18 protein-coding genes and 2 pseudogenes are annotated in these 24,012 nt (G+C 56.6%); 9 read left to right on the top strand and 11 right to left on the bottom strand.

The features are described 5' to 3' along the window. Positions 1 to 30 precede the first annotated feature (30 nt). From QYQ99_RS26770 to QYQ99_RS26760, 3 genes are all read right to left on the bottom strand, one after another. Positions 31 to 1,380 carry a sigma-54-dependent transcriptional regulator gene (locus tag QYQ99_RS26770; RefSeq protein ID WP_302090742.1) on the bottom strand — a complete coding sequence of 450 codons (1,350 nt, stop codon included), beginning with the start codon at positions 1,378 to 1,380 and terminating at the stop codon, positions 31 to 33. Beyond that, positions 1,365 to 2,678: a sensor histidine kinase gene (locus QYQ99_RS26765; protein ID WP_302090741.1), complete on the bottom strand. Its 1,314-nt coding sequence runs from the start codon at positions 2,676 to 2,678 to the stop codon at positions 1,365 to 1,367. The genes QYQ99_RS26770 and QYQ99_RS26765 overlap by 16 nt, the downstream gene beginning before the upstream one ends. Positions 2,679 to 3,168: 490 nt before the next feature. After that, a complete protein-coding gene (locus QYQ99_RS26760) occupies positions 3,169 to 4,380 on the bottom strand; it encodes an MFS transporter (protein ID WP_302090740.1) in 1,212 nt (403 codons plus the stop codon). Positions 4,381 to 4,532: 152 nt separating this feature from the next. Between QYQ99_RS26760 and QYQ99_RS26755 the strand changes: the two genes are divergently transcribed. The 3 genes and pseudogenes from QYQ99_RS26755 (at position 4,533) to QYQ99_RS26745 (ending at position 7,931) form a co-directional block, all read left to right on the top strand. Further along, positions 4,533 to 5,447: a LysR family transcriptional regulator gene (locus QYQ99_RS26755; protein WP_302090739.1), complete on the top strand. Its 915-nt coding sequence runs from the start codon at positions 4,533 to 4,535 to the stop codon at positions 5,445 to 5,447. Positions 5,448 to 6,124: 677 nt separating this feature from the next. Then, positions 6,125 to 6,607 (top strand): annotated as a pseudogene (locus QYQ99_RS26750) (transposase); the annotation flags it as partial. Between the two features lie 124 nt (positions 6,608 to 6,731). Next, positions 6,732 to 7,931 carry a tyrosine-type recombinase/integrase gene (locus QYQ99_RS26745; protein WP_302090738.1) on the top strand — a complete coding sequence of 400 codons (1,200 nt, stop codon included), beginning with the start codon at positions 6,732 to 6,734 and terminating at the stop codon, positions 7,929 to 7,931. A gap of 157 nt (positions 7,932 to 8,088) precedes the next feature. Here the strand turns inward: QYQ99_RS26745 and QYQ99_RS26740 are convergent, their stop codons facing one another. After that, positions 8,089 to 9,129, bottom strand: a complete 1,041-nt coding sequence (locus QYQ99_RS26740) for an IS481 family transposase (protein WP_302090104.1) — start codon at positions 9,127 to 9,129, stop codon at positions 8,089 to 8,091. 1,367 nt (positions 9,130 to 10,496) lie between these two features. Beyond that, positions 10,497 to 11,305, bottom strand: a protein-coding gene (locus tag QYQ99_RS26735; RefSeq protein WP_302093079.1) for an IS5 family transposase whose coding sequence is annotated in 2 segments (ribosomal slippage) — positions 10,497 to 10,975 and positions 10,975 to 11,305 — 810 coding nt in all. Because the reading frame shifts where the segments join, the coding sequence is not laid out codon by codon here. 86 nt (positions 11,306 to 11,391) lie between these two features. On the opposite strand from QYQ99_RS26735, the pseudogene QYQ99_RS26730 reads away from it, so the two are divergent. Both QYQ99_RS26730 and QYQ99_RS26725 read left to right on the top strand, forming a co-directional pair. Then, positions 11,392 to 12,503, top strand: a pseudogene (locus tag QYQ99_RS26730) (IS30 family transposase). A 222-nt stretch (positions 12,504 to 12,725) separates the two neighbouring features. Next, entirely contained in the window at positions 12,726 to 13,073 is a 348-nt protein-coding gene (locus QYQ99_RS26725) for an H-NS histone family protein (RefSeq protein ID WP_302090737.1), read from the top strand. A gap of 182 nt (positions 13,074 to 13,255) precedes the next feature. Here QYQ99_RS26725 and QYQ99_RS26720 read toward each other — a convergent pair whose 3' ends face one another. From QYQ99_RS26720 to QYQ99_RS26710, 3 genes are all read right to left on the bottom strand, one after another. Next, entirely contained in the window at positions 13,256 to 14,305 is a 1,050-nt protein-coding gene (locus QYQ99_RS26720) for a site-specific integrase (RefSeq protein WP_302093283.1), read from the bottom strand. A 364-nt stretch (positions 14,306 to 14,669) separates the two neighbouring features. Then, positions 14,670 to 15,572, bottom strand: coding sequence for a hypothetical protein (locus QYQ99_RS26715; RefSeq protein ID WP_302090736.1), 903 nt, complete (start codon positions 15,570 to 15,572; stop codon positions 14,670 to 14,672). 161 nt (positions 15,573 to 15,733) lie between these two features. Next, positions 15,734 to 16,204 (bottom strand): hypothetical protein, encoded by a 471-nt coding sequence (locus QYQ99_RS26710; protein WP_302090735.1) that lies wholly within the window; start codon positions 16,202 to 16,204, stop codon positions 15,734 to 15,736. Positions 16,205 to 16,300: 96 nt separating this feature from the next. Between QYQ99_RS26710 and QYQ99_RS26705 the strand changes: the two genes are divergently transcribed. Next, a complete protein-coding gene (locus QYQ99_RS26705; RefSeq protein ID WP_367882831.1) occupies positions 16,301 to 16,588 on the top strand; it encodes a helix-turn-helix domain-containing protein in 288 nt (95 codons plus the stop codon). A 329-nt stretch (positions 16,589 to 16,917) separates the two neighbouring features. On the opposite strand, the gene QYQ99_RS26700 is transcribed toward QYQ99_RS26705, so the two are convergent. The 3 genes from QYQ99_RS26700 to QYQ99_RS26690 are packed head-to-tail and all read right to left on the bottom strand — an operon-like array spanning position 16,918 to position 21,168. After that, positions 16,918 to 18,063, bottom strand: coding sequence for a hypothetical protein (locus QYQ99_RS26700; RefSeq protein WP_302090734.1), 1,146 nt, complete (start codon positions 18,061 to 18,063; stop codon positions 16,918 to 16,920). 1 nt (position 18,064) lies between these two features. Continuing rightward, positions 18,065 to 20,752 (bottom strand): MobH family relaxase, encoded by a 2,688-nt coding sequence (gene mobH / locus QYQ99_RS26695; protein WP_302090733.1) that lies wholly within the window; start codon positions 20,750 to 20,752, stop codon positions 18,065 to 18,067. Further along, on the bottom strand, positions 20,749 to 21,168 hold the full coding sequence (locus tag QYQ99_RS26690) for a hypothetical protein (protein WP_302090732.1): 420 nt from the start codon (positions 21,166 to 21,168) through the stop codon (positions 20,749 to 20,751). Before QYQ99_RS26690 ends, mobH begins: the two co-directional genes overlap by 4 nt. Before the next feature lie 355 nt (positions 21,169 to 21,523). Here QYQ99_RS26690 and QYQ99_RS26685 point away from each other — a divergent pair, with 355 nt between their 5' ends. From QYQ99_RS26685 to QYQ99_RS26675, 3 genes are all read left to right on the top strand, one after another. Continuing rightward, a complete protein-coding gene (locus QYQ99_RS26685; protein WP_302090731.1) occupies positions 21,524 to 22,507 on the top strand; it encodes a DUF6710 family protein in 984 nt (327 codons plus the stop codon). Between the two features lie 47 nt (positions 22,508 to 22,554). Then, positions 22,555 to 23,052, top strand: a complete 498-nt coding sequence (locus QYQ99_RS26680) for a hypothetical protein (RefSeq protein WP_302090730.1) — start codon at positions 22,555 to 22,557, stop codon at positions 23,050 to 23,052. Between the two features lie 456 nt (positions 23,053 to 23,508). Beyond that, positions 23,509 to 24,012, top strand: a complete 504-nt coding sequence (locus tag QYQ99_RS26675; protein ID WP_302090729.1) for a hypothetical protein — start codon at positions 23,509 to 23,511, stop codon at positions 24,010 to 24,012.

Genomic DNA, 24,012 nt, shown 5'->3' with positions numbered 1-24,012 from the left:
AGAATCGGACACTTCCCACTTTGAAGTGATCTAGTCCAAGTCGAACTCGGCCAGCTTGCGATATAGCTGTTGGCGCGACAATCCCAGGCGTCTGGCGGCTTCTGCACGGTTACCTGCGGTCGCAGCGAGGGATCGGGCAATCATTTCTCGTTCGACGCGTGCCACAGCCTGGTCAAGAGAACCATTCCAGTCGATCTCCAAGCCCGGAGTGCTGGGTGCTGTGGGTATCTGCAATCCAACGTGCTCAATCTCAATCACAGGACCATGGCTGAGCAGCACCGCTCGCTCCATGGCATTGCGCAGTTCGCGCACATTGCCAGGCCATGAGTGGGCCAGTAGTAGTCGAGCCGCTGCAGCGCTCAGGCGCTTGGGCGAGTCACCCCCCTGCAGGCGTAAAAAATGCTCGGCGAGCAGCACCACGTCGCCGAGCCGCTCGCGCAGCGGAGGAAGCCACAGAGGTACCACCTGCAGGCGATACCAGAGGTCTTCACGAAACCGTCCTTGCTCAACGGCTGTGGGCAGATCCTGGTGGGTGGCAGCGACGACACGCACGCTCACGGACTGCACTCGGTTGCCGCCCACCGGCGTCACCTCGCGCTCTTGAAGCACCCGCAGGATTTTTGCCTGGGTGGACAGCGGCATGTCTCCGATCTCATCGAGAAACAAAGTGCCGCCATCCGCTTCCCGGAAACGGCCCATGCGTTCATTGACGGCGCCGGTGAATGCGCCTTTGACATGGCCAAACAGCTCGCTTTCCATCAACTCAGCCGGAATTGCAGCACAGTTCACGGGCACAAAAGGCCCTTCTGCTCTTGCGCTATTGCGATGTAGGGCCCGAGCCACCAGCTCCTTGCCAGTTCCGGTTTCACCAAGAATCAAGACAGTGGCATCGCTGTCTGCTGCAAGCCCAATGCGTTTGAAGACCTGACGCATTGCCTCGCTGCTGCTAATCAGCTCACTGCCGTCGTGCGTATCGGCATCGGGGGATTCTGCCGTCCCTTGGACCTGCTGGGAGGAGGGCGGTCTCTCCCGCAATGCTCGCTCCAGTGTCTCCACCAGACTGGCACGCGCAACAGGCTTGGTCAGGTGATCGAATGCACCCAGACGCATGGCCTCTATGGTGTTGTCACCACTGGCATAGGCGGTGAGCATGATGCAGGGCACGAAGGAGATCTTGGCTGCCCGGCGTAGAAATGACAGGCCGTCTTCACCGGGCATGCGCAGATCGACGATGACGGCATCCACGACTTCTGTGCGCAGCCTGTGCAGACCGGCATCGGTGGTTTCGGCCTGCAGCACGGAGTGACCCAGGTCCTCAAGCATTTCCGCCAGACTGGCGCGAAATGCGACATCATCATCAACAATCAGGATGTGGGCCATGGCAGCTCCATCTCTATGCGAGTTCCTTTCACGGAAGGCGCTAATGCAACTCGCCCACCGTGTCCCTGAACGATTTCGCGCACCAGCGCCAAACCCAGCCCGGTACCGCCAGCGCGAGTCGTGGCGAACGGTTCAAACAGCGTTTCGCCCAAGGAAGGCGGGATGCCGCAGCCGTCGTCAGCCACCCAGAGCCGCAAAGCGCCTGCAGGCGTGCGGCTCGCTCCAAGCTCAATCGAACCATGAGGCACGGTATGCGCAAGCGCGTTGAGCAGCAAGTTGTCATAGACCCGTGCCATCTGGATGGGATCGAACAAAGCAAGTCCTTGTGCGCTAGCAAGCAACTGGGACGAAAGCGCCACAGTAAGCTGTTTGTGCTGCTGTTGGGCAGCCTCGGCGTGGGCGTTGCATCGCTCCTGGAGCCATTGGTGCAGATCGACTTCCTGATGCTCCACGCGAAGCGGCTGAGTCAACGCCAGCAGACTGGACACTAAGGCTTCGAGGCGTTCGGTTTGCGACAGCACGACTTGCAGTGCACTATCGGCGCGCACACTGCGCAGCTCAGCAGGAGCCGCGAGTGCGTTCTCCGCTTTCATGCGCATGGTGCCCAGCGGATTGCGGATCTCATGAGCCAGTCCTGCAGACACCCGGCCTAGTGTGGCCAGACGCTCAGACTGAGCCAGTTGTTTTCTGAGTTCTGCAGACTGGCGTTGCCATCGCGAAATCATCCGGCCGAGCCAAGCCCCGGATACCACGACCAGTGCAAGAAGCAGGCTCACCGCAAGGATCAGCGTATTGACTGTCTCTGCTGCCATGATCGGCACGCGCATCAGCGTCCAGGCGACCAGGCGCTTGTCACCCAGATCGACAGGGCAGGCGGCAAATGCGACAGCTTCGCGTAGACCGGGCCGTATGTCGGTCACAAGTACGCCAGCGTCCTGGGCACGCTGTGCGGTGGATGCAATGCGTTCCAGCTCGGCGCTTGGCGGGTCGCGCTTAATGCCAGTGCCGTCATAGGTCGGAAAGGCATATGCGACGACTCCGGCATCGGCTCGCCAGATGCCACCTTCCATGCCTGGCTGATCCCGCAGCGCGAGATCGAGAACTGCCTGGACGATCGCCGGGGCAACGCTGATGGAGGTATCGGCAGATTGCTGACTCAGGTGTTCTGCACCGGCCTGGAGTGCCCTGCAACTCGTTGAGGTCAGGCGTTGTGCGTGCGCGATTTGAGGGCCTGAACCTTGTCGGCTCAGAGTCAACAGCAGCCATCCAAGCACAAGGGCCACTGCAGCAATGCACATCCAGAGAATCAGCAGGTCACGTCGGACGGGGGCGGGTAGTGACAATGCAGACTCCATTGCAGTGAGACTTGGGCAGGACTTGAGATACTGGCTTGGAGCCGGCTTCAATAAGCCACCGAATCATATCTGTGCTGTGCGATCGTTGAGCCGCAGTACAGCCTCGAGGAGCCATTGGGGCAGCGGGGTTCGGTTCCATCGGTTTGCCAAGTCGTGCCTGCTAGAAGCGGTACCCGCAATACGCGCTAGGAGGAGTTAGCAGTTTAGTTCAGCTACATCCCGGGAAAGCGGACAGCAGGGCATCAACTCCCGAATGGAGCATTGACGAGCAGAACTGGATGACTTATAAATTTCGTCGGGCCGAATCAGGCAGGGAACATGCCTGCTGCACAGGTGAACGCGAGGTGACTTGACATGCGTAACGACGTCTTAACCTGAAGTGTGAAGGTTTGCAATCGCTGCCAAGCCGACTTTGCGGCGAGTCATCTGTAGGCTAGCTTCTCAGACGCAGTGCAAACGCAGTCAGTGCAGTGGCCGTTGCCAATGCAGTCACCGCCATCCAGCCGAACTGTGCGAATAGCCAGGCCGCCAGGGCCGACCCAATTGCCATACCGATGAACATGCCGGTGAACAGCACAGCGTTGAGCCGGCTGCGAGCGTTGGCATCGATGCCGTAGACGATGGTCTGATGGGCGATCAGCGAGGCCTGGATGCCCAGGTCGAAACCGATGGCGCTCAAGACCAGCAGACACAGCTGGGCGCCGGGCGCCATGAGCGGTGCCAGTGCCATGGCCGCGAAGGACACTGCGACTAGGCCCGCACCCAGGCGGGTGACGAGCGGCGAGCCGTAGCGGTCGGCGATGCGTCCGGCAACAGGCGCAGCCAGGGCTCCGGCCGCTCCGGCCAATCCGAAAGCGCCTGCTGCCGCCGCCCCCAGATGGAACGGCTCACCATGCAGCATGACCGCCAGGGTGGACCAAAAGGCGCTGAAACCGATGGACAACAGACCCTGGGCCCAGGTGGCCCGGCGCAGCGCCGCATGTTGCTTCCACAGCCCGCCAAGTGATTGCAACAGCGCGAAGTAGGAAAGGTGCGTGGTTGGTTGGAAGCGCGGGAGCTGGCGCCATGCGGCGAGACCGACCAACGCGATGCTCAAGGCCGCGCCACCGAACATGACCCGCCAGCTCCAGTGCTCTGCGACGAAGCCGCTGACCACCCGTGACAGCAAGATGCCTAGCAGCAGGCCGGTCATCACCGTGCCCACGATCTTGCCGCGGTGCGACGGTGGTGCCAGTGTTGCGGCTGCCGGAACGATGTCCTGCGCCATTGTGGCTGACAGACCGATCACCATGCTGGCGAGCAGCAGCGTCATTAGCGAAGGTGACAGTGCCGCGAGCAGCAAGGCTGCAAACAGGACGGCGGCCTTGGTCAGAATGATCTTTCTGCGGTCATGCCGGTCGCCCAGCGGCGCCAGAAAGAGGATGCCGAGGGCATAGCCCAGCTGTGTCAGCGTGGGCAACAGCCCGACCGACTGGGCCGAGGTACCGATGTCCGAGCCCAGCACGCCCAGCATGGGCTGGCTGTAGTACAGCGAAGCGACCGATAGGCCGGCACCGCTGGCCAGCATGAAGATCAGGGGAAGCGGGAGCCCGGAGGGTGCGGCAGGCGTCAGTTTATCGTTGGCAGTTGCGTGAACGGAGGTCATGGTGGTAGTCCTGAAAATGTTGGGCGGTGAGCCATGCGATGGGTTGTGGCATGGCCTGTGCGGACACGGCAGGAGGAAGATTAATCTTTGCATTCATGTAAATGAATACATAATCATTGCAATCAACCATTGCGAATAACGCAAAGATAAATATGGATAAATTGCATGCTCTGCGCGCCTTTCTGGACGTGGCTGAGTCAGGTGGCTTCTCCAAAGCCGCGCGGCGGCTGGGGGTCGCCACATCCTCCGTCACGAGGCTGATCGATGGCCTGGAAGAGTCTCTTGGCACCGCACTGCTGACTCGTACGACGCGTCGGGTAACGCTCACAGATGCCGGGGCAGCCTACATGGAGCAGGTCTCCCGGGTGTTGTCGGATCTGGAGGAGGCGGACAGCAGCGTGTCGGACACAGGGGCGGAGGCGGTCGGCCCCCTGCGCGTATCCCTTCCCGTGACCTTCGCGCGTCTTTGCCTGGGGCCGTATATCCCAGGCTTTCTGCGTCAGAACCCGCGCGTGTCACTGGACCTGGTGCTGTCCGATACGCATGTTGACCTGGTCTCGGAGCGGATCGATGTCGCGGTCCGCATCGGCACGCCGGCCTTGCAGCCCCAGTTGATCGTGCGCAATCTGGCAGAGCACCGACGTTATGCGGTGGCAAGCCAAGAGTACCTGGAGCGCCACGGCGCTCCTTTGACGCCCGAAGAACTGACGAAGCACGAATGCCTGCGATTCAGCTACCAGGCCGGCCCGCAGCGCTGGTCGTTCCTTCGCCGCGACGGACAAGTGCAGCACGTGGAGGTGCAGGGGCGTCTGACCGCGAACAACGCGGACATTCTGCGCGAGGCCGTGCTAGATGGATTGGGCGTTTCGCTGCTTGCTGAGTGGCTGATCCGGGAGGACGTACGCGCAGGACGTCTGCGGCGGCTTTTTGAAGACTATGAAATCAACCCCAAGGAGCAAAGCGTTTGCGTCTATGCGGCCTACCTTCCAAACCGCCGGTATTCCAAAAAGGTGCAGGTGTTTCTCGATTTTCTGCACACAAATCTCGCGAGGACTGGGGCGGGTTAGCGCCATGTTTCGAAAGCTCTTGCTGAGGGAGGTGAAATCGCCAGTTTTTAGTGATAGGCACGGCCCAGGTGCGTCCATAGGATTGCGGTATCCACGCAACTGCATACAGGCGCCGCCGTGTCTTTCAGAAAACCATTCGGTAATCGCCTCAGGGCGCTGGCGTGCGTGTTGCCTGTCTGGGCCCTGGCCGCGCATGCGCAACCAGCTCTATCCGGCTAGCAGGATAGTTTTCAGCGGATCCAGATGGTGGTGGCCAGTCCACGCTTGGAGGACGCCTTGAAGCAACTGCCCATCGAAAGCATTGAAAGCTTGGGCCGTGAGGCCGAGAGCAAGGCTAGGTATTGGCGCGTGCGCAGTCAGGCCTGCGAACTCACGCTCCAGCTTGAGGCCAAACCGCCAGGCTGCAATCGGAATTGAATAGAGTGCGAGAAGTGCTGTGGCAAAAATGACTTGGGCCAAACCAATCGCATTAGCAGAGAGACTGAGGAGCGGCGCAAACAGGCAAAGCGTTAGAGCAATGATGGCTGTGTAGCGCGATGCACAGTCACTCCGCTGGTTAAAACTGAGCGAATGCTTCTGGCTGTGGATTCAACTGGTCAATGCAACACAATGACTGCCTCTGGCGGATGGAGTGTTAAAGACCGCGCATTTACTACACCGAAGCTCAGAAGGCTCTGATGTGGGATCGCTGGAAAGCTGGCCATACCTTGCACGGGATCGGCAAGCTGTTTGAGCGACCGCACACCTTGATTCACAACATCCTGAGTGCGACAGGGGGCATCCGACCACCAGCAAGGCATCTTTGGCTGAGCGCGAGGAGATATCGCGCAGCTTGGCCGCAGGTGAATCCATCCGCCGCGTTGCCATGCGCTTGAAGCGAGCAGCATCGACCATCAGCCGAGAACTCATGCGCAATGGCGGCAAAACCTGCTACCGAGCTACAAAAGCAGATGATGCAGCGCTGGCAGTGAGCGCACCGCCCAAAGACGTGCAAGTTGGCCTGCAATCCTGCGTTGGCGCAGATCGTGGCGGGTAAATTGCAGAGTCAATGGTCGCCTGAGCAAATAGCAGGATGGCTCAAACGAACTTACCCGGGCGCAAAGGATATGCAGGTGTTTCACGAAACCATCTATCGCACGCTCCTCCTGCCAACAACTGGTTTTGCTAGTTATCAGTGATAAGGCAATGTGTATTGTGTAGTGTATATAACAGATATTTATTAGTATAATACAGAAAATCCAATTTTATGGACATAATTACTCTAATGTCCATAGAATTGGGCCAATGAATGATTTGAGTGTTGTGGAAGTAGGAGTAGGGCGGTTGGCTCCCTTGGAAGGCTTGGCGTTGCCCGCTGAGCTGTCAGGTGAGCGCGGGCGCAATCGTGCCTCCGGCCTTGCCCAAGTGGCGGCCAACGACGATCGATCCGCCGTTCTGGCCTGGCTCGCGCGGTATCAAAACTCACCCGCAACACTGGACAGTTACCGAAAGGAAGCCGAGCGCTTGCTGCTGTGGTCTGTCCTCCAGCATGGCAAGGCAATGTCAGATCTGACGCATGAGGATTTCCTGGTCTATGAGCACTTCCTCGGCAACCCACAGCCCGCCGATCGATGGGTGATGCAAGTTGCACAAAAGGCTCCACGCTCTTCAATCCACTGGCGGCCATTTGCCAAAGCCCTGGATCCACAAAGCCAACGCCAGGCGCTCTCGATCCTAAATAGTCTTTTCAACTGGTTGGTCCAAGCGGGATATCTGGCCGGCAACCCCTTAGCGCTCAGGAGGCGCAAAACCGTCCGACGTGCCAGTCAGACCAGCCGGTTTCTACCGCATGAGCACTGGGCCCAAATGAAAGCCACGATCGAATCGCTTCCGACGGACACGCCACGTTTGGCTAAGCAGGCCGCACGCTACCGCTGGCTGTTTTCACTGCTTTACATCGGGGGGCTGCGGATCTCCGAGGTCTGCAACAACTCCATGGGCGACTTCTACTGGCGCCGCGGCGTCGATGGGCGCGAGCGCTGGTGGCTGGAGGTGCAAGGAAAAGGAGAGAAGCAGCGGCTAATACCGGCGACCGATGAATTGATCTCTGAACTCATGCGTTATCGCAAAGCCAACGATCTCGCCGTGCTCCCAAGGCCTGGCGAAGACCTTCCTTTGCTGCTGCCCATGATTGGATCTACCAAACCCATGGCGCGAAGCGCCGTGCACGAGCTAGTCAAGGAGGTTTTCCGAAGGGCAGGGGAGTCGGTCCGCGCTAAAGGGCTGGAATTTGAAGCCGCTGCAAACCATTTGGAACAGGCATCTGCTCACTGGCTTCGCCATACAGCAGGTACTCACCAAAGCGACGGCATGGACCTAAAAATGGTGCGGGATAACCTGGGACATGCCAATATTGCAACCACCAGCATCTATATGCACACCGAGGACGATGCGCGCCATGATCAGACCTCCAGCGCACACAAGATAGGCTGGTCAATAGAGTAGCGCGCAATTATTGTTAGTCGGAGCACGTGAGCCGCCTATAAGCTATCCGAGCGAATGACACTCACTAAATAGCGAGCTGCGAAGGCAGTTCTGTCACCTGTAGAAGTTCCGATCTGATCTGACAGATGCTCCCGTTTCGGACGGTACGGCTGTCAGATTAATTCAGCTCTTTTACCTTGTCGTCCCACACCTCCTTTGCATCCATCAGCGTTTGCAGCGGCGTCCGGCCACAGCACATCTTGCCTTGATGTGTTCGCTGCCCGTTGTAGTAATTGATCCAGTCGTCCAGATCCGTTTGCAGCTCGTCAATTGATCGGTAGATCTTGCGCCTGAACGCCACCTGGTAGAACTCCTGCAGGATGGTCTTGTGGAATCGCTCGCAGATGCCATTGGTCTGCGGGTGACGCACCTTCGTCTTGGTGTGTTCAATGTCATTGACGGCTAGGTACAGCTGGTAGTCGTGCGTTTCGGCCTTACCGCAATACTCCGTGCCCCTGTCGGTCAAGATTCGCAACAGCCCCATGCCTTGCTCGGCCAGGAACGGCAGCACCCGGTCATTGAGCAGATCAGCACCCGTGATCGGTGTTTTTGTGGTGTAGAGCTTGGCAGCGGCCCATTTGGAATAGGTGTCCACAAAGGTCTGCTGGTAGATGCGCCCGACTCCCTTGATCGAGCCCACATAGAAGGTGTCCTGGCTACCCAGATAACCGGGATGGGCGGTTTCGATTTCTCCGCAGGCCAGCTCATCTTCACGCTTTTTCTCCAAGGCTGTCACCTGGGCTTCGGTGAGCACAGCGCCAGTTTTGGCGACCTCGGCCTCCAGGTTTGACAGACGCTGTTTGAAGCTGGCCAGTTGATGGCGCATCCAGATGGAGCGCACACCGGATGGCGACACAAAGATGCCCCGCTGGCGTAATTCATTGCTGGCACGCAACTGTCCATGCGCTGGCTGCTCAAGGGCATAGGCGAGGACAACCGCTTCAATGGCTTCATCAACCCGGTTCTTGGGATTGGGCTTTCGCCGAGAGGTCTGGATCAGGGCTTCAACGCCACCTTCTTCGTGGGCATGCTGATAGCGATAAAAGGTGTCACGGGACACGCCCATGACTTTGCATGCCTTGGAGATGTTGCCCAGCTCACTGGCCAGATTGAGTAGGCCGACCTTGTGCCGAATGATGGTTTGGTTGAAACTGTTCATGAGGTTTCTCCGTTGGGCGCTCGCGCGCCCGGATTGATAAAGATTCGTACCCTTATCAAAACGGGAAACCTCACCTATTGGCAAGGCCCACTGTCAGATCAAGTCTGAACTTCTACATGTCACCATGGGAGCAAATGCTTAAGTTCTTGTTGGGGGCGCTGGGCTTTGTCGAGTACCGCAGAGCCCTTGGATCACTGCGTAGCCCATCCAAGATTGATGCCGCATCCTGAATTTCCCGTGGAATTGACCACCTCAGGCGGTTTCTGCTGACCAGACTACTACTCTCGAATGGCTTAGTAGACATTCGCAGCGAAGGTCCGCACACAAGCTTCAGGCTGATCGCAGCCGGTCAACTCAAGACTGCTGCTATCCAAAGCACTCATTGCGCTGAATCGCTTTTGCATGTCCGCTCTGCACCTCAACTGTCGCTGGTGGATAAATTAGGTCGATTGGCCGCTTTTGCATGCGTTGATGTGGTGCGATCGATCCGCTGCTGCCGTCCATACTGCTGCGTCAGATGTCTGCTCTGCAGAGGTTGCGGTCATCGGCACTTAGCTGTCGAGCGCGCACCAATCGACTACGACCGGACATTTCGAGCCGTTCTCAATGTGCTCGTACCAGTCTGCTGTTTTGGACTTAGTAGTCGTTCGGAGCGGAGTGGATCGATGGCCGCGCCCACCCTGCAGCTGAGTGATAGCTTCTGAGTTGGCTCCGCAAAGGCCGCAGCCTGTCGAGGACGTTTAACGACTGAGCACCCTTTAATTTAGTAGCCGTTTCGCTGGTCTCAAGCCGAAAGCTCTCTTTGAGAGGTGGCCTGCTTCGCTCATCGATATGAACAATCTGTTACCGTAATGCCATTTTTAGGCTAGAACTAGCTGCCTTTCAGTTTGCGAGGAAAAGAATGGCGGGAAAGAAAAAGACAAGAAATGGCGTAGTTGCAGCCATTGTTATAGTAATTCTTTGTATCATTTTTCCCCGCAGCACATGGGGCTACATCATTCTAATGATTGGTGGTGCCTGGGCTTATCGAACACTGTTTTCCAGTGCGTCGGAACAGCCGAAATCCGAAATACCTTCTCAAGCAAAAACGAAAACGGCAGCTATAACAAAGTCACCCGAAACCTCGTCTTGGGTAACGCAGGAAACTGCGGCGGCTCGTGATCGAGAGGCAGATTCACTTCATGCCTCAGTTACGGCAACCTCTAGGTTCATTCCTGATGTACACCCTGTATCAAAGGGGCAGAGTGAAGCGTCTGTGCCAGTAACTACACCCCCACCAACGTCTCCAACAGTCACAGCTCTTTCACGGCGTTTTGTCGAGGATGACACCCTTATTCCAGTTGTCACGAAAGAAGCACTAAGACTGGCTAACACCACCTATCCACGAAGCGTGCGCAGATGATCGCTGCCGCCAACTTCAACAGCGCTTCGTGGATATCCAGCCGTCGTTCAAAGCGGATTCGCAGCTTGCCAAAGCCTGCAAACCAGCTGTGCGTCCTCTCCACCACCCAGCGGTGCTTGCCCAGCCGCTGGCTGCTCTCAACGCCTCGTCTGGCAATCCGGCCGATGATGCCCCGCTGCCTCAGGTGGTTTCGGCATCGCTTGAAGTCGTAGCCTTTGTCAGCGTGCAGCTTGGCTGGTCTTTTACGGGGACGCCCTGACAAGCCTGCAATCGCAGGAATCGCGTCCACGCACCTCTCGAACATCTTAGAGTCGTGCCGGTTCGCGCCGCTGACCAAGATCACCAGCGGAATGCCTCTGGCATCTACGACGATGTGTCGTTTGGAGCCGAGCTTGCCTCTGTCCGTGGGGTTGGGGCCCGTTTCCTGGCCCCCCGGGGGCTTGGTACCGAGGAGCCATCAATGCTGGCCCGGCTCCAATCGATCTGGTCGTGTTCACGCAAGCGCGTCAGCATGGCCTGGTGCAACTGCTTCCAGACACCAGCGGCATTCCAGTCTCGCAGGCGCCGCCAGCAAGTCATGCCGCTGCCGTACCCAAGAGATTGGGGAAGGTCCTCCCATGGAATGCCTGTTTGCAGCACGAACAGGATGCCGTTGAGGGCGGCTTCGTCGCTGACCGCGAGCTTGCGCGCACCGCCTTTGGCAGAAGGCACGAAGGCTGGGATCAGGGGTTGTAGCTGTCGCCACAGTTCTTTGCTAACGGGTCGTCTTGCCATGAGGGCCGCAAGCATAACTGCTCTGCGAGGGGCTATGACGAAGTGATGTTAGCCACTCTTACTACACCGAAGCTCAGAAAGCCCTGATGTGGGATCGCTGGAAAGCTGGCGATACCCTGCACGAGATAGGCAAGCTGTTTGACCGACCACACTCGTCCATTCACACCATCTTGAGTGCGACGGGTGGCATCCGGCCACCAGCGAGGCGTCGGTCTCGCTGGGCATTGACCATTTCTGAGCGAGAAGAAATCTCCAGGGCGTTGGCCGCAGGTGAATCCATCCGCTGCGTTGCCAGGCGCTTGAAGCGAGCAGCATCCACCATCAGCCGAGAACTCCTACGCAATGGCGGCAAAACCTGCTACCGAGCTACAAAAGCAGATGAGGCAGCCTGGGGGCGGGCACGTCGCCCAAAGATGTGCAAGTTGGCCTGCAATCCTGCGCTGGCACAGATCGTGGCGGGTAAATTACAAAGTCTATGGTCGCCCGAGCAAATAGCAGGGTGGCTCAAACGAACTTACCCGGCGCAAAGGATATGCAGGTGTCTCACGAAGCCATCTACCGCACGCTCTTCGTCCAAACACGCGGAGCCTTGAAGAAAGAGCTTCTGGAGCATCTGCGGCGCACCAGAGGAATGCGTCGCTCACGCCATTACACCCAGAAGACGCCGACCCATGGCCGGATCGTTGATGCAGTGCCCATTAGCGAGCGCCCAGCCTGCATAGAGGATCGAGCAGTGCCGGGCCATTGGGAGGGCGATCTGTTGTTTGGCGATGCCTACAGCCAGGTGGCAACGCTAGTAGAGCGGCACACCCGCTACGTAATGTTGGTCAAGCTAGTGGACAAGGACTCGTACACCGTGGCGGCGGCGCTGGCCAGGCATGCGCAGACCTTGCCACAAGAGCTCTATCGATCCTTGACCTGGGATCGAGGATCGGAAATGGCGGGGCACAAACGATTCACTGTGGCCACCGACATCCAGGTCTACTTCTGCGATCCACAAAACCCATGGCAGCGCGGAACGAACGAGAACACCAATGGGCTACTGAGGCAGTACCTGCCCAAGGGCATCGACATCTCTGGCTACTCGCAGGATGAATTGGATGCGATTGCGAGAAAATTAAACGAGCGGCCCAGGAAGACCTTGGGGTACAGAACCCCGGCTGAGATGTTTAACGAATGTGTTGCATCCATCGGTTGAATCCACAAAGGTGAAGCGGTCGGCCGCTTTCAACCGCTCATGTTTGCTGGACGAAACTCTGCTAGACAGGAATGAAAAGCCTTTCAGCCTCCCGCTTAGCCTGCAGAGTCGCTGGCTGTTATCAATCGCTGCACCCAATGTAAAGTTAGCGTAAGGTTTGTCGAGGGGCATGATCCTAATAAGATAATAAGCACACGGAGAAATTACTTCCTCACAACGTAAATGCCCCAAACACTTAAAGAACTTGAAACCTCTCTCGCAGCCCTCGATGCGAAAATCGTGGCCGCTCGCCAGACCGAATCAGCCGCGGCACTGGAGAAAGTGCAGGAGCTCGTCAGCGAGTTTGGCTTCTCACTGCAGCAGCTGTTCCCCATCGGATCTTCGGAAAAGAAGAAGAGGGAGGCCAAGTACAGGGACGATGAGTCTGGTGCCACATGGACCGGTATTGGCAAGCCTCCCTCATGGATTTCGGGCAAGAACCGCGAGGATTTCTTGATTGTCGAACTCCCTCAGTCCCAGGGTCCATTCTTGGCTGAAATGGCCGCAGCGGCAGGGCGCAACCGCCGCTAAATGGGGCTCACCTCCACAACAGCCTCTACACATGAGCTTGGCTGAGGGTGGAGCATGTATTCGTGATATCTCTCGCTTTTTAGTTGAAGGCGAACGTGTGTACTTGTTTGAGAACGCCGTAAGAGGTCACTTTGAAGCTCAGTTTCCTCTTAGACACAGCCCAGCCGCGGACCTCGCTCACTTCACAATAGGTTTGCCGCCTTGCTGTTGGTTGTCGCCCGAAAGTAGCCCAGCACACTGGAGACGCTACGGTGTCCCGTCAGAGCCATGGTATCTGGCAGCGGAATATTCTGATTCGCAGCCTCCGTCACAAACCCTGAACGCAGTGAATGGGCAGAAAAATCGTCCGAAAGCCCGGCGAGCTGTGCCCGCTGGCGGACGATGTTCCGAACCGAAGTAGGGGAGAGCGACTCTCCGAGGCGGCCGTTTTTGAGGACGCGCCGGAAAATGGCCCCTTCCCGGATCCCCGATTTTTCCAGCCAATTTTGCAGGGCCTCACTGGCCGGTCCTTGAATGGGCTTGCGATTCTCGGGACGGTCGTTCGCTGCCTGGTTCGATTTGGAGTGCGTCAGCGTATACACAAAGGCGCCGCCCGTAACGCGCTTCAGAAACTTCATGGAAGCAGATGCCACCTCCGAGCGCCGGCGTCCTCCGGTTGACCAGGCAAAAAGGAGGAGGGCACGGTCGCGCAGGCCGATCAGGCTGTCATCGCAGGTCTCAAGCATGGCCAGGAGGGGCTCCTTGGTCAGCGCGTCTTTTTTCTCGGCGATGTCACCTCTTTTCCCGTACGCTCGCCGCGTCCGGGCCACCAACTCCTTCACCTTTCCATCATGGCAAGGATTGTCCAGCTCTTGTAGTTGATGCGCTTTTGAAATCACCGCGAGACGGTGCAGCAAGGTCGTCAACTTCATCGGACCTGGCTTGCCCTTGATCTTGTGCTTCACCAGAATCTGGTCGATCTCAACCGGCAACTCATGCCGTAAGCCGGCAGCGGTGGTGCGAGCAGCGTGGTCCACGACAAACTGCACCACGACGTTGACAGGCAGAGGCAGTGACAGGGGATGACCAAATCGCAATTGGTACCAGGCAGCCCAGTACCTCAGAGCCCCTCGATAGCTGGCCAGCGTGTTCGAAGATTCGCCTTCGTGAATCAGATCATCGGCGGCCTGTATGGTGACCGCCGCCAGCAGGTCAGGGTCTAAGAGCTGCACATCCACAGCATCCAAAGCGATCAGCTCAACGCCAGATAAATTATTTGTTTTCAATGGTTTGCAAACTTAGGTTTCGATAATCTTCATTTATCGAAAGTAATTAATTAACCCAAAAATGAAGGTCGGATGCGTGAACTGCCCCCTCTTTGGTTGGTGGAAAATTCAGCATCTCACCCTGCGCTAGGTAGATTTTATTAGACCGTAGTTTCTGCCGATGACTTAAGAAACGTGAGCGGGAGGTAGAACATGGGCATGGTTGAAGGCGTGATCCGCATGCTCAAGGACCAATGCGTGCGTCGCCATCGCTTTGAGACCCTGTAGCATGCCAGCCCAAACTTTCGTTGAAAGAATCGTAAGCCTGCTGCAGCTCAGAAAACTCGAAAGCCTAGTTGCCTTTCCGGACAAGGCGACCAGATTCGAGCAACTGTTCAAACGAATCCTTTTCCCTTGTCGTAAGGCCAAACAGCATATTCCAAGCCACAAACAAATGGGGGGCAACGGTTCTCATCACGCCCATTCGTCCGGTCTTGCTAATAAGTACTTGCTCAAAAGAAGGGTGCGTTTCACTTTCAACAAAGATCAGATCAATGTATTCACGAACCGTATCGTGAATGAACTTTGAATAGCGCCGAAATCTGTGTGCCTCAGATGATTTTGGGTCATTGCTCGAACGAGACGTTGCTTGAGGTTCGATGATCAGTAAAGTACTCTGGCCACCCCGTACTGTATCCAGCTTAAAGGCCTTGCATCGGTGGAGCTTGTTAAGAGACATTGCATCTAGTCTGCGTTGCACGAATACTATGTGCCTACCTAAGTCCTCGCCGTCGCCAAGAACCTTAGGTACTTCAAGACCAGAAAACTGCCAGTATGCATGTTGCGCTGGCGTTCCCATCCACAAGCAATCTTCTGAGATTCCGACTCTTTCAAGCAAGCGGATAGTGTCAATTACATCATCTGACACGGCACCGGCACGAACTGCTTTGTTCATTCGTTCATACACTGAGATGCGCTCTTGCAGCGCTGCCTCGCGCTGCTGCAATCGTGCGCGCTCAGTTTCGTATTCTTTTAGGCTCTGCTCCGTTTGACTTGACTTGATACCGAGGTGATGAACCTTGCGACTGTCAAAAAAAGAGCACTGGGCCAAGTAAACGTAGTCCCCAGACAGCTTCCAAAACATACGACCACCTAGCTTTTGCATATAACGCCGAGTGCGAATCAACTCTTTATAGGCACGGGTCGCATCGATCACTTGCTTGGCAGTGACGTTTGGCTGCTGCTTGAACTCCATGTTGTATTCAAAAACCTACTTTTAGAAAAATTAAGGAAAACCTTTATTTTTCAATAATTTGCAGAGTTCTCTCAAAGAAATTCACCCACCCCTAACTTGTGCAAGTTATATAACTTGTGCATGTTAGGGGTGGCGCATGAATGCAATGAATGTCCTTGTCGTCAGTGAAGTTCGTTCGTTTCACTCACAGACTTCGCCGGATAGACGGGGAACGCTAGAAGCTGTTCCCAGTCTTTGGGCTGAGCTGCCGTGGCTTCAGGCAGCGAATCTACATGATGACTGCCATCCACTTTTGCATAGATCTTGGTCATGAGACGAGGGTCCGCCGGATCTGCAGCTTCCCAGATCCCCGTTAGCAGATCCTTTTGCCAACCGCCGCCAAGAATAGGAGTCATGAGATACACAGAGAGTATTGACTCATGCTGGGAAGCAAAGCTCAAAACATCTTCTGCTGTAGACAGCAACACAGTGTCTGTAAAAGATAGCTCATCACTACCTTCCCGATAGACCCACTGATAGTCGATCATGAACCAAATTCGTCGCAGTTGGAGCTCGACACCTGTCCAAACATGAGTGCCTTTGTTGTACAGCTGGGAAACAGGATGCTTGTTGGCGTCGTTGGTCTGAAACATGAAATCGTGGGATTGGCTGACACACCCAACAGCAAGGGGTGTGAAGCTTGCTAGGTTAGAGAACAATGATTATGTATCATTAATGCTGGTGCTCAAATGATGCAACCCCGCGACAGTCGGCGGGTGCCAAGTGTCTCCGAACTCAACTTTCGTCAAGCAGTTGCGGCTGAGGTCAAAGCTCGTCGTGGCTTGATCGGGATCAGTCAGGAAGAGCTCGCGTTTCGAGCGGGACTTCATCGAACTTTCATTGCAAGGCTCGAGGTGGCCAGTACCCAGCCATCGCTGAGCGTTACGTTCCAATTGGCTGAGGCCTTGCTAGTGGCTCCCGAAGAATTAGTGAAGGCTGTTCGTCTGAGGATTGCACGTTCAACTCGTGAAGGCTAGTTCGGCTGTCACCATCAATGACAGTACAAGAACTTACTTCACACTCGTACAAGAATTTACTTCACCCACCTCAATCGTTATGAAAACTGGAGCGATGTCAGTCGCATGGACAGTCTTGCCTTGAGCTGTCGAAGACGCGATTTAACATAATATACATCGTCTCTAGTAGAAAAGCTCTAAAAATAGGAGCACTAGAGCTCCAGTTTTCAAGGCTTTCAGTAGACCCATGGGACTACGCTTTTACCTCTTCCTCTTAACCAATTCTGCGAGAGTTACAAATAGCTCCCGTTGACGCACGGTACGGACTCTAAGGACTTCGCTGCCAACTGTCAAACATTTTTGTTTGACCTGTCATGTTTTCCCGGCATCGGCGCTGCGTCCGCTGCTACAAAGTCGCAAGCACTGGAGCCTTGGTGAGCATCCGCAGGCTCGCCGCATGAGGCACATGGCGTCCAGTCAAAGTCCAGCATTGAATCGCTTCCATTGTCTACGTCTCCGCATCCAACGGGACACCAATGCGGGTCAAGGCCGTGGCTGCAGCATCCGTCATCCTGCAGCATCCGTTGTGTCTGTGCGCGTTGTTCCGTCGTGGTGTATCCGTGCTGTATGGCGATCTCGATGGCGCGATCGAGCTGTTGCTCGGGCACCTGTTGTAGTGCTAGGTCAATGCTGGCTCCGACGCGGAGCTCGTAGGTCTCGTAGACCTGGCCACAGCCTCGATTGGCAGCATCCGACAAGGCTGAGCACTTCGCTGCCCAGTCGTTTTCCGAGAAGACTTGCGCCTCGCGAGCTGGTGCCACTTCGAGCGCTACGACACTTGGAGACGTAGTAGTAGTTTCTTGTAAAGAAGACCCTTGTATATAGAGTGCAGGAAACGGCAAATCCAGTTTGCAGGTTTCGGCAGACTTTTTTGGCTCAAGTTTGCAGGTTTCGGCAACCAACTTGGGCTCCAGTTTGCAGGTTTCGGCAAGCGGTTTCGGGGCCTGCTTGATGACTTGGCCAAGCCATTGCCCATCGACGTAATCGAGTAGCCCCTCCAGGACGGCCTGCCGCTCGTCATCGGTCATGGGGCGACCTGGGCATTGCGTGGGCAAGGCCCTGCCAGATCCGCCGCAGTTCCTGCACTGGGTACGATCGTGGCCGATGCTGTGGGGTGAAAAGACAGCTGCCCGTGGCGCTGGCTGGTCGGAGTCCATCATGGTGCGATCGATGTGCTCGAGCTCAGCAATGACGGCTGGGCAGACTGGCATCAATCCATTGCCTGGCGGCCAGCGCTGCAGCCACATGACCTGATCCGGGTATTTGAGGCCGAGCTTTGCGTGGTGCCAGGTCAAACTGCCTTCGGCAAAAGCACTGAGCACGTTCCATCGGTGCCGCAGCCGAAACCAGAAGCTACGTGATTTCCATAGCTCTAAGCGCTTGTCTGGCGCGGTGTTGTCGCCAATCTCGTAATCAGTTGAGCAGGTGGATTTCATATCAAACCATCTTCAATGCGGGATTGCTGGGGGGGATGGGCTGGACCCACCGGCCTGGGCTGGTGAGGACAACACAGGACAGATGGGCCACTACCGTGCCGCGGCTGTGGATCTCATAGCGGACGATGTTTGTGCGGTTCGCGGCTGGCAGGTGCCAGCCACACTTGATGACCTCCCGCTGGGTCTTGGTGCTCAGCTCGTCGACGGTGAGATCCTCGTGGCCGTCCTCACGGTCGCCATGGCGTGCGTACTCCTTGAAGATCTTGGGCGATACCAGGGCCATGCCCTCCTCCACGAAGTGAATCGCCGCGCCGGTCTCATTGAACTTGAGCTCGCGATTGACCAGCCCCATTTGCACCCACTGCATGAAAGCCAATGCCAAGGGGCTTGGCTCGGGTGGCGGCTTGTCGGGGTTTGCGTCGATGTCGGGCAGCGGCTGAAGCAGAAGAACCGGCCCCGGTGTTGCTGCGGCCGCCGGCGGCGGACTTGCAGTGACGGTGCGTCCCTTGAGTACGGGCAGGTCATCGAGCTCGTCCAGATCAGCGGCCATGCGCTTGAACTCGGCACTCACGCTTTGAGAGCGCGGCACTTGGTCATGGCGTAGCACGGGGGCGGGATTCTTAGGTGCGCTTGGCGCTGGCGGCGGCGCAGCTGCTGCAGGTTTGACAGAAGGCGGCCTTGCGGCCGCAGTTGCGGCAGCTTGGGGCGGCTGGTGCAAGGTGGCGGGCTGAGGAGGCGCAGCTGGTGGTGGCACCGCTGCGGCATCTTGGAATGGTTGCCCCAAGGGCGCTGCGCCCTTCTCTGCCGGCTGTGGGTTCTTGGCCGGCTTGTTCTTTTTGCCAGGCTTGTCCGATGCTGTTGCAGATTCGGATGGATCGAGGAAGTAGCTGCCCTCGCTGTCGCCCAGCAAATACGCGGCTTCGCCGTTGTCGAGGCTGTCGTAGTCCAGCTTCAATGGCGTGGGCACGCCGGATCTCGATGCTGCCCCACCTTCAAACTCGTCGTAGGCTGTATCAGCTTGGGTCTGCTTCACTGGCGCCGTAGGCGCCCTAACTGCCAAGACTGCCGCAGTTTGGGATGGAGTTTCTGGTGCAGGTGTCTTGGCTGCTGCCGCAGTGGTTGCCGCAGGCCTGGGCTTTGCCGCAGCATTCGGCGGCTTGGTGAAAGTAGGCTCCCGCATGATGGCGGCATGCTTTTTTGCTTCTGCCGCATCCTGGGGGCGTTGCTTCGCAGGCTTTGCCGCAGCTTGGGTTGGCTGGGCTGAGGATGCCGCAGCTGGGGGCGCATTGGCATCGATTGCTGCCGCAGATTCCGATGCACTGAGAGTTGCAGCAGCTTGATGTTCGTCTTGCCCTGCTCGACGGTCGCGGATCTCCAGCCGCCCGCGCATGGCGGCCGGGTACTTGCTCTCGTGGTTGAACAGCTTGGCCAGAGGGAACTTGAGCATGGCAAAGTCATGCATGTAGGCCCCCTGCTCTGACCCATCCTCGGCGTAACCGTGCACCGTGACATGCCAGACGGCCTGGCCGCTGGCAGGGTTGAGCTCGATCGCGCCGTAGTCCTGCCAGGTGTCGAACAGCCGGTCGTTCTTTGCGTTGCCAGGCACGCTTTCGTCGGGCTCGTTTGCTTGGATGTGCTCTCGCACGGTATCAGCGAGGCGCTTGGCCACGAACCAGATTGCCCCCTCGAACACCCAACCTGCCGCACCGTTGCGATTCAGGGGGAGCTGTGTGCCAGCTTGGAGCATGGTCCTCATGGACTGCATCAGCAGCTCGATGAGAGGCACGGCCTTGGCCGTGGCGAAGCGAGCCTTGGAGCCTTTTTGCAAGGCTCGCTGTGTGGATAGCTGGTCGGCCCGCTTGACGATCTTGGCAACGAGACTGTCCTTGTCCTGGCCGGTGAGGTATTGCTCCAGGGCATCCAAGGCTGTGGGCGTGTGCGCCAGGAATCGCAGCGCACTTTCTGGCGCAATGCGGGGTAGCAGCAACTGGGCCAGCTTGGCATGGGCGCTGTAATCGCGCTGCCCCTTGGGCGCAAAGTCCACTAGGTACTCGGCAGTACGTTGGCCAGCGATCTGAGACAGGCTTCCGCCTGCAGGTGCCCAACGGATTGGATCGTTCTCGCCGACTGGACGCCACGCGATACGCAGGTCGGTCATCGGCTTGGCGATGTCATGCAGCAGGGCGCAGAAGAACACCACATAGGTCCACTGATCGCGCTGGGCGTCAACGATCTCGATCTGGCTTCCGCCTGGCAGCAGATGGGCATTGCGCCAGGTCATGGCCGCAAGCAGCATTTCGATGGTGTGCGACAGCAGGCCGCCTGCGTGGGCGTGGTGGTGCGCTTCGGAGGCCGGCATGAGCTGCACGAACTCGGCGTACCGTCGAATCGCTGGCAGCAGGTCCCGTTCCCAAATGGCCTGGGACTGGTGCGACTGGCTCCAGATCTGGGTGATAGCCCGCTCTGCGCGGACCGTGGCCAGCAGCTGCTGGGCATTGAGCACGCGCAACCATCCGGGCTCACTGCCCGCGATGTGGATCTCGTCTGGTTTGAGTGGCAGATCTTGAGCGCCCGTCGATACTGGCGCGTCGGGCAGCGGCAGCGGCAGCGGGCCTGCAGGCGCAGACTGCACGGGCTTGGCCTTGCTCCAGGGCACCATGGCAAGCAACTTTGAAGCAATACTCTTCACGCGCACTCCTCTTGGAGCAGGATTCGAGCGAAGTGCTGGGCACGGGCTGACTTGCCATCGGTGGGTGTCCAGATAGACAGCTCCTCCCCAGGCTGGCCCAGCGCGAGGAAGTCCATGAAACTCTGCTGCAGCGGGTTCCATTTGATGCGTGAGGCGATGCCGTCGCGGCCCCAGTCGCCACATGTGTGCACGAACGGCTGCGCCACGACTCGCAAGACGAAGCTGTGCCAGTTCTTCTCTTGCTGAGGTTTGGGCACATGCGGCATCTTGGGATGGTCAGCAACCAGCTGCAGCAGGATTGAGCGCACGCAGAAGATTGGGTCAAGCTCCTCCTCCAGATGCTGCTCCAGCCCCTCGAAGCGACTTAACCAACGCATGAGCGGGTTCGTTTTGCTGGCAAGGCCCAGCAGTTGCAAGCTGTCTGCGATAGCGAATATCGAGCAGCCTCGATCAAGCGGATCTCGGCCTAGAAATGGTGGATCACTGTTGGCTCTCTGCTGGATGTGCTGACTATGTAGGTGCGGTGCGCGGGCGAGGTCGTCCATGGGGCGCAACCGTACCTAGTGCACCCTCACCTGTCAGCGCGAAACCCTGCGGTGATGATCGGAGGCTTTTCGCTTGAACTTCTGCCATAGATATGCTAGGAGCGTAACATATTGCTACAATTTAGAAGCATACTTTCCCTGACCGAATGATTTTTGCCAGAACCAGATGCTCGTTCCTATTTCTAAATCGACTGACTCACGGCCACAAGAATCCCTGATCTATCGCATGCTGAGTATTATCTTGCCAAGCAAGGGGAAAATTACGGAGCGTACTCTGCGCTTTCAACACGTGATGGAGTTGGCAAACGATATTGCCACGCGTGACCCGAAGAGTCTTAGCACCTTGGTTCGATTGGTCGCGGCACCATTACAGGCGATGACAACTACCGCTGCCGCATATGCCGAGTCCCATACAGTCAAAAGGAAAGACAACTTCGGCGCTTTCTTTTTCGAGGAGGACCAGGCTATTTCCATTAACCGCGAGTCTGCCAATGACATATCACCGCGGCGCACTAATCAAATTTACAGATTGCGTCTCGGTATTGACCCAGTGCTGGCAACTCCGAGGCGTCGAGATGACTTGGCAAAAGCTCTGGCAAATATTGGCTTCGGAAAATTAGAGGGTGCTTGGAGGCAAGACAAAAATCATCGCGTGGCGGTACTGCTCCCAATAGGGATTGGAATTGTTCATGGAGGCAATCACTCCTTGACTGCGGGAATTGCCAATGTAGAAGGTTATATAGACTCTTCGGATTTTCGTGACCTGACTCCACTGTATCCGCACGTCTACTATGACGGAACGGCTTTTGTACGGTCGCACGATGGTTATATTCTCTCAGAACCTTCAAGAGAAGAACCAGGAATATTATTTGAGATCGGCCGATTGATGATGATGCATGGCGTGCAGCCGAGCGTAAAGCCGACTTCATCCGCAGAGGCTCCCACGCCGATACGCTCACTTGGCGAGTTCTACTACCATGTCCTGCTCAATGGACAGGACGCTGGTGCTGAGCTACCTGTCAGCGCGGCTGTACATACGCTAAGCCAAGTTGGTTTCAAAGAAGGAAGCACGGAGTGGGACCAAGCGCTTCACTTTGAAGCGCCATTCAAACACCCATACTCTCAAGACACTGTGCAGCTGAAAAAAATGCAATATCGTCTCGTAGCAAAGGATCTGAAGTATGTCCGTTCGCCACTGAGCAATGATTAGCTTCATTTATGGCTAGTTTAATTACAGATAATAATGAAGACTAACCTATGAAAATTCAGATGGTGCATATGATTGCTGGAGGCACAATTACTCTAGCATCTATCTCACTGGCCTTAAACTGGTACAGCTTGAAGAAATTTGATTACTCATTTTTTTCCAAGCAGATATTTTATATATCTTTGGTCTCTTCTTCTTTGCTATTGATTGGACTTTACTTGACTCCAAAAAATAGAAGTCAAATCAGCTTTGATCTTGCGATTGCAGCTGCATTAATTCTCGCAAGTATATCCATCATGATTTGGCTTCTATTTGTCAATTGTGTTGCCACCACAATTGGATTTGGACTCATCTGTTCATTAATTCAGGTCCCGGTGTTATTGATGATTTCCCTCATTGTTGCTCCGATATTGTTTATTGGTGGATTAATTTGGTTTTTCGGAGGAGCAGGTGTAGCGCGGCCACTAGATGGAAAGACAAGTTCGCAAAAGATGGAAGAATGGTATTACAACAGAATGAATCCAAACGGGTTTTATAAGAAACATTAATCATTAGCCGCGCGCAGATTCTCCTATTCTGAGATCGCGAAGGGCTTCCCTTTCAAAAGCCCCTGGCCTCCCCGAGGCCAGGGGCTTTTGCCTGTTGCCCGTATATGCCCTTTCCCTGTACCAGTGAATCCTTTGCGCATGCTCCTAAATTTTTAGGAGCATGCGCGCCCTTTGGATAGGCCCTGTACCCAGTAAAACCGTTTGTCCCGTATGCGAGCGGCCCCTGACGCTCGCCATCCTTTACACCATTTAATTACCTACCATTTATTTTCTTTCGTGTCAAGCGTTAACCGTTAGGTATGTAACGCACGGTTTCCGCTGGCGACAAAGCGGCAGCTCTAAGAACATTCGGCTCGGCGACTGACGCATTGCGTCGACACCCCCGGGCCACTGATCTTCTTCGCACACCTCCTCTTGGTTGTGGTCCGGGTTCTTTTTACGGAGTTCCTACGGTCCATGACCCGCATGCCCAGATTCTTTGCCAGCATGGCTTTGCTGGCCATGGCCTCAGCCCAGGCCACCCCTCAGCTTGTTGATGGCAACAAACGCCTGCAGTTGGGCCGCTACACCACTGCCGAAGCCCTGCCGCAGCCGCATCTGAATGAGCCGCTGGCCCTGGTGGCCCAGCTCACATTCCCGCGCGAACAGGTGACCACCGTTGGCGAAGCCATCGAGTACACGCTGCTTCGTACGGGCTATGCCCTGGTGGATTCCCAATCACTGACTTCCGATGCGCGGCGCTTTCTCGGTCTGCCGCTGCCCGAGGCTCAGCGCACGCTGGGCCCGTTTTCTGTTCAAGACGTTCTGAATGTGCTGGTGGGCACAGCATGGCGCTGGCACACCGACCACATCACTCGCCGCGTTTGGTTCACCCTGGCCAACGCAGCCAAGCCTCGGCGCCTTGAGCCCATCGTCAGCCCTAGCACTTCGCCTCAGCCGAAGGCGTCCGCCAAGGAGTGA

Source organism: Comamonas testosteroni, from assembly GCF_030505195.1.
In the GTDB taxonomy this organism is placed as follows: Bacteria; Pseudomonadota; Gammaproteobacteria; order Burkholderiales; family Burkholderiaceae_C; genus Comamonas; species Comamonas testosteroni_G.
Note: the sequence above shows the minus strand (reverse complement) of the source record. Positions and strands in the feature narration are given on the sequence as shown.

What these genes read in the sequence shown, in the direction of transcription:
- QYQ99_RS26760 (WP_302090740.1), bottom strand. Translation starts at nt 4,380, where the DNA reads ATGACCTCCGTTCACGCAACTGCCAACGATAAACTGACGCCTGCCGCA.
- QYQ99_RS26740 (WP_302090104.1), bottom strand. Translation starts at nt 9,129, where the DNA reads ATGAACAGTTTCAACCAAACCATCATTCGGCACAAGGTCGGCCTACTC.
- QYQ99_RS26685 (WP_302090731.1), top strand. Translation starts at nt 21,524, where the DNA reads ATGCTGAGTATTATCTTGCCAAGCAAGGGGAAAATTACGGAGCGTACT.
- QYQ99_RS26725 (WP_302090737.1), top strand. Translation starts at nt 12,726, where the DNA reads ATGCCCCAAACACTTAAAGAACTTGAAACCTCTCTCGCAGCCCTCGAT.
- QYQ99_RS26680 (WP_302090730.1), top strand. Translation starts at nt 22,555, where the DNA reads ATGAAAATTCAGATGGTGCATATGATTGCTGGAGGCACAATTACTCTA.
- QYQ99_RS26675 (WP_302090729.1), top strand. Translation starts at nt 23,509, where the DNA reads ATGACCCGCATGCCCAGATTCTTTGCCAGCATGGCTTTGCTGGCCATG.
- QYQ99_RS26700 (WP_302090734.1), bottom strand. Translation starts at nt 18,063, where the DNA reads ATGAAATCCACCTGCTCAACTGATTACGAGATTGGCGACAACACCGCG.
- QYQ99_RS26765 (WP_302090741.1), bottom strand. Translation starts at nt 2,678, where the DNA reads ATGTGCATTGCTGCAGTGGCCCTTGTGCTTGGATGGCTGCTGTTGACT.
- QYQ99_RS26770 (WP_302090742.1), bottom strand. Translation starts at nt 1,380, where the DNA reads ATGGCCCACATCCTGATTGTTGATGATGATGTCGCATTTCGCGCCAGT.
- QYQ99_RS26715 (WP_302090736.1), bottom strand. Translation starts at nt 15,572, where the DNA reads ATGGAGTTCAAGCAGCAGCCAAACGTCACTGCCAAGCAAGTGATCGAT.
- QYQ99_RS26745 (WP_302090738.1), top strand. Translation starts at nt 6,732, where the DNA reads ATGAATGATTTGAGTGTTGTGGAAGTAGGAGTAGGGCGGTTGGCTCCC.
- QYQ99_RS26705 (WP_367882831.1), top strand. Translation starts at nt 16,301, where the DNA reads ATGATGCAACCCCGCGACAGTCGGCGGGTGCCAAGTGTCTCCGAACTC.
- QYQ99_RS26710 (WP_302090735.1), bottom strand. Translation starts at nt 16,204, where the DNA reads ATGTTTCAGACCAACGACGCCAACAAGCATCCTGTTTCCCAGCTGTAC.
- QYQ99_RS26755 (WP_302090739.1), top strand. Translation starts at nt 4,533, where the DNA reads ATGGATAAATTGCATGCTCTGCGCGCCTTTCTGGACGTGGCTGAGTCA.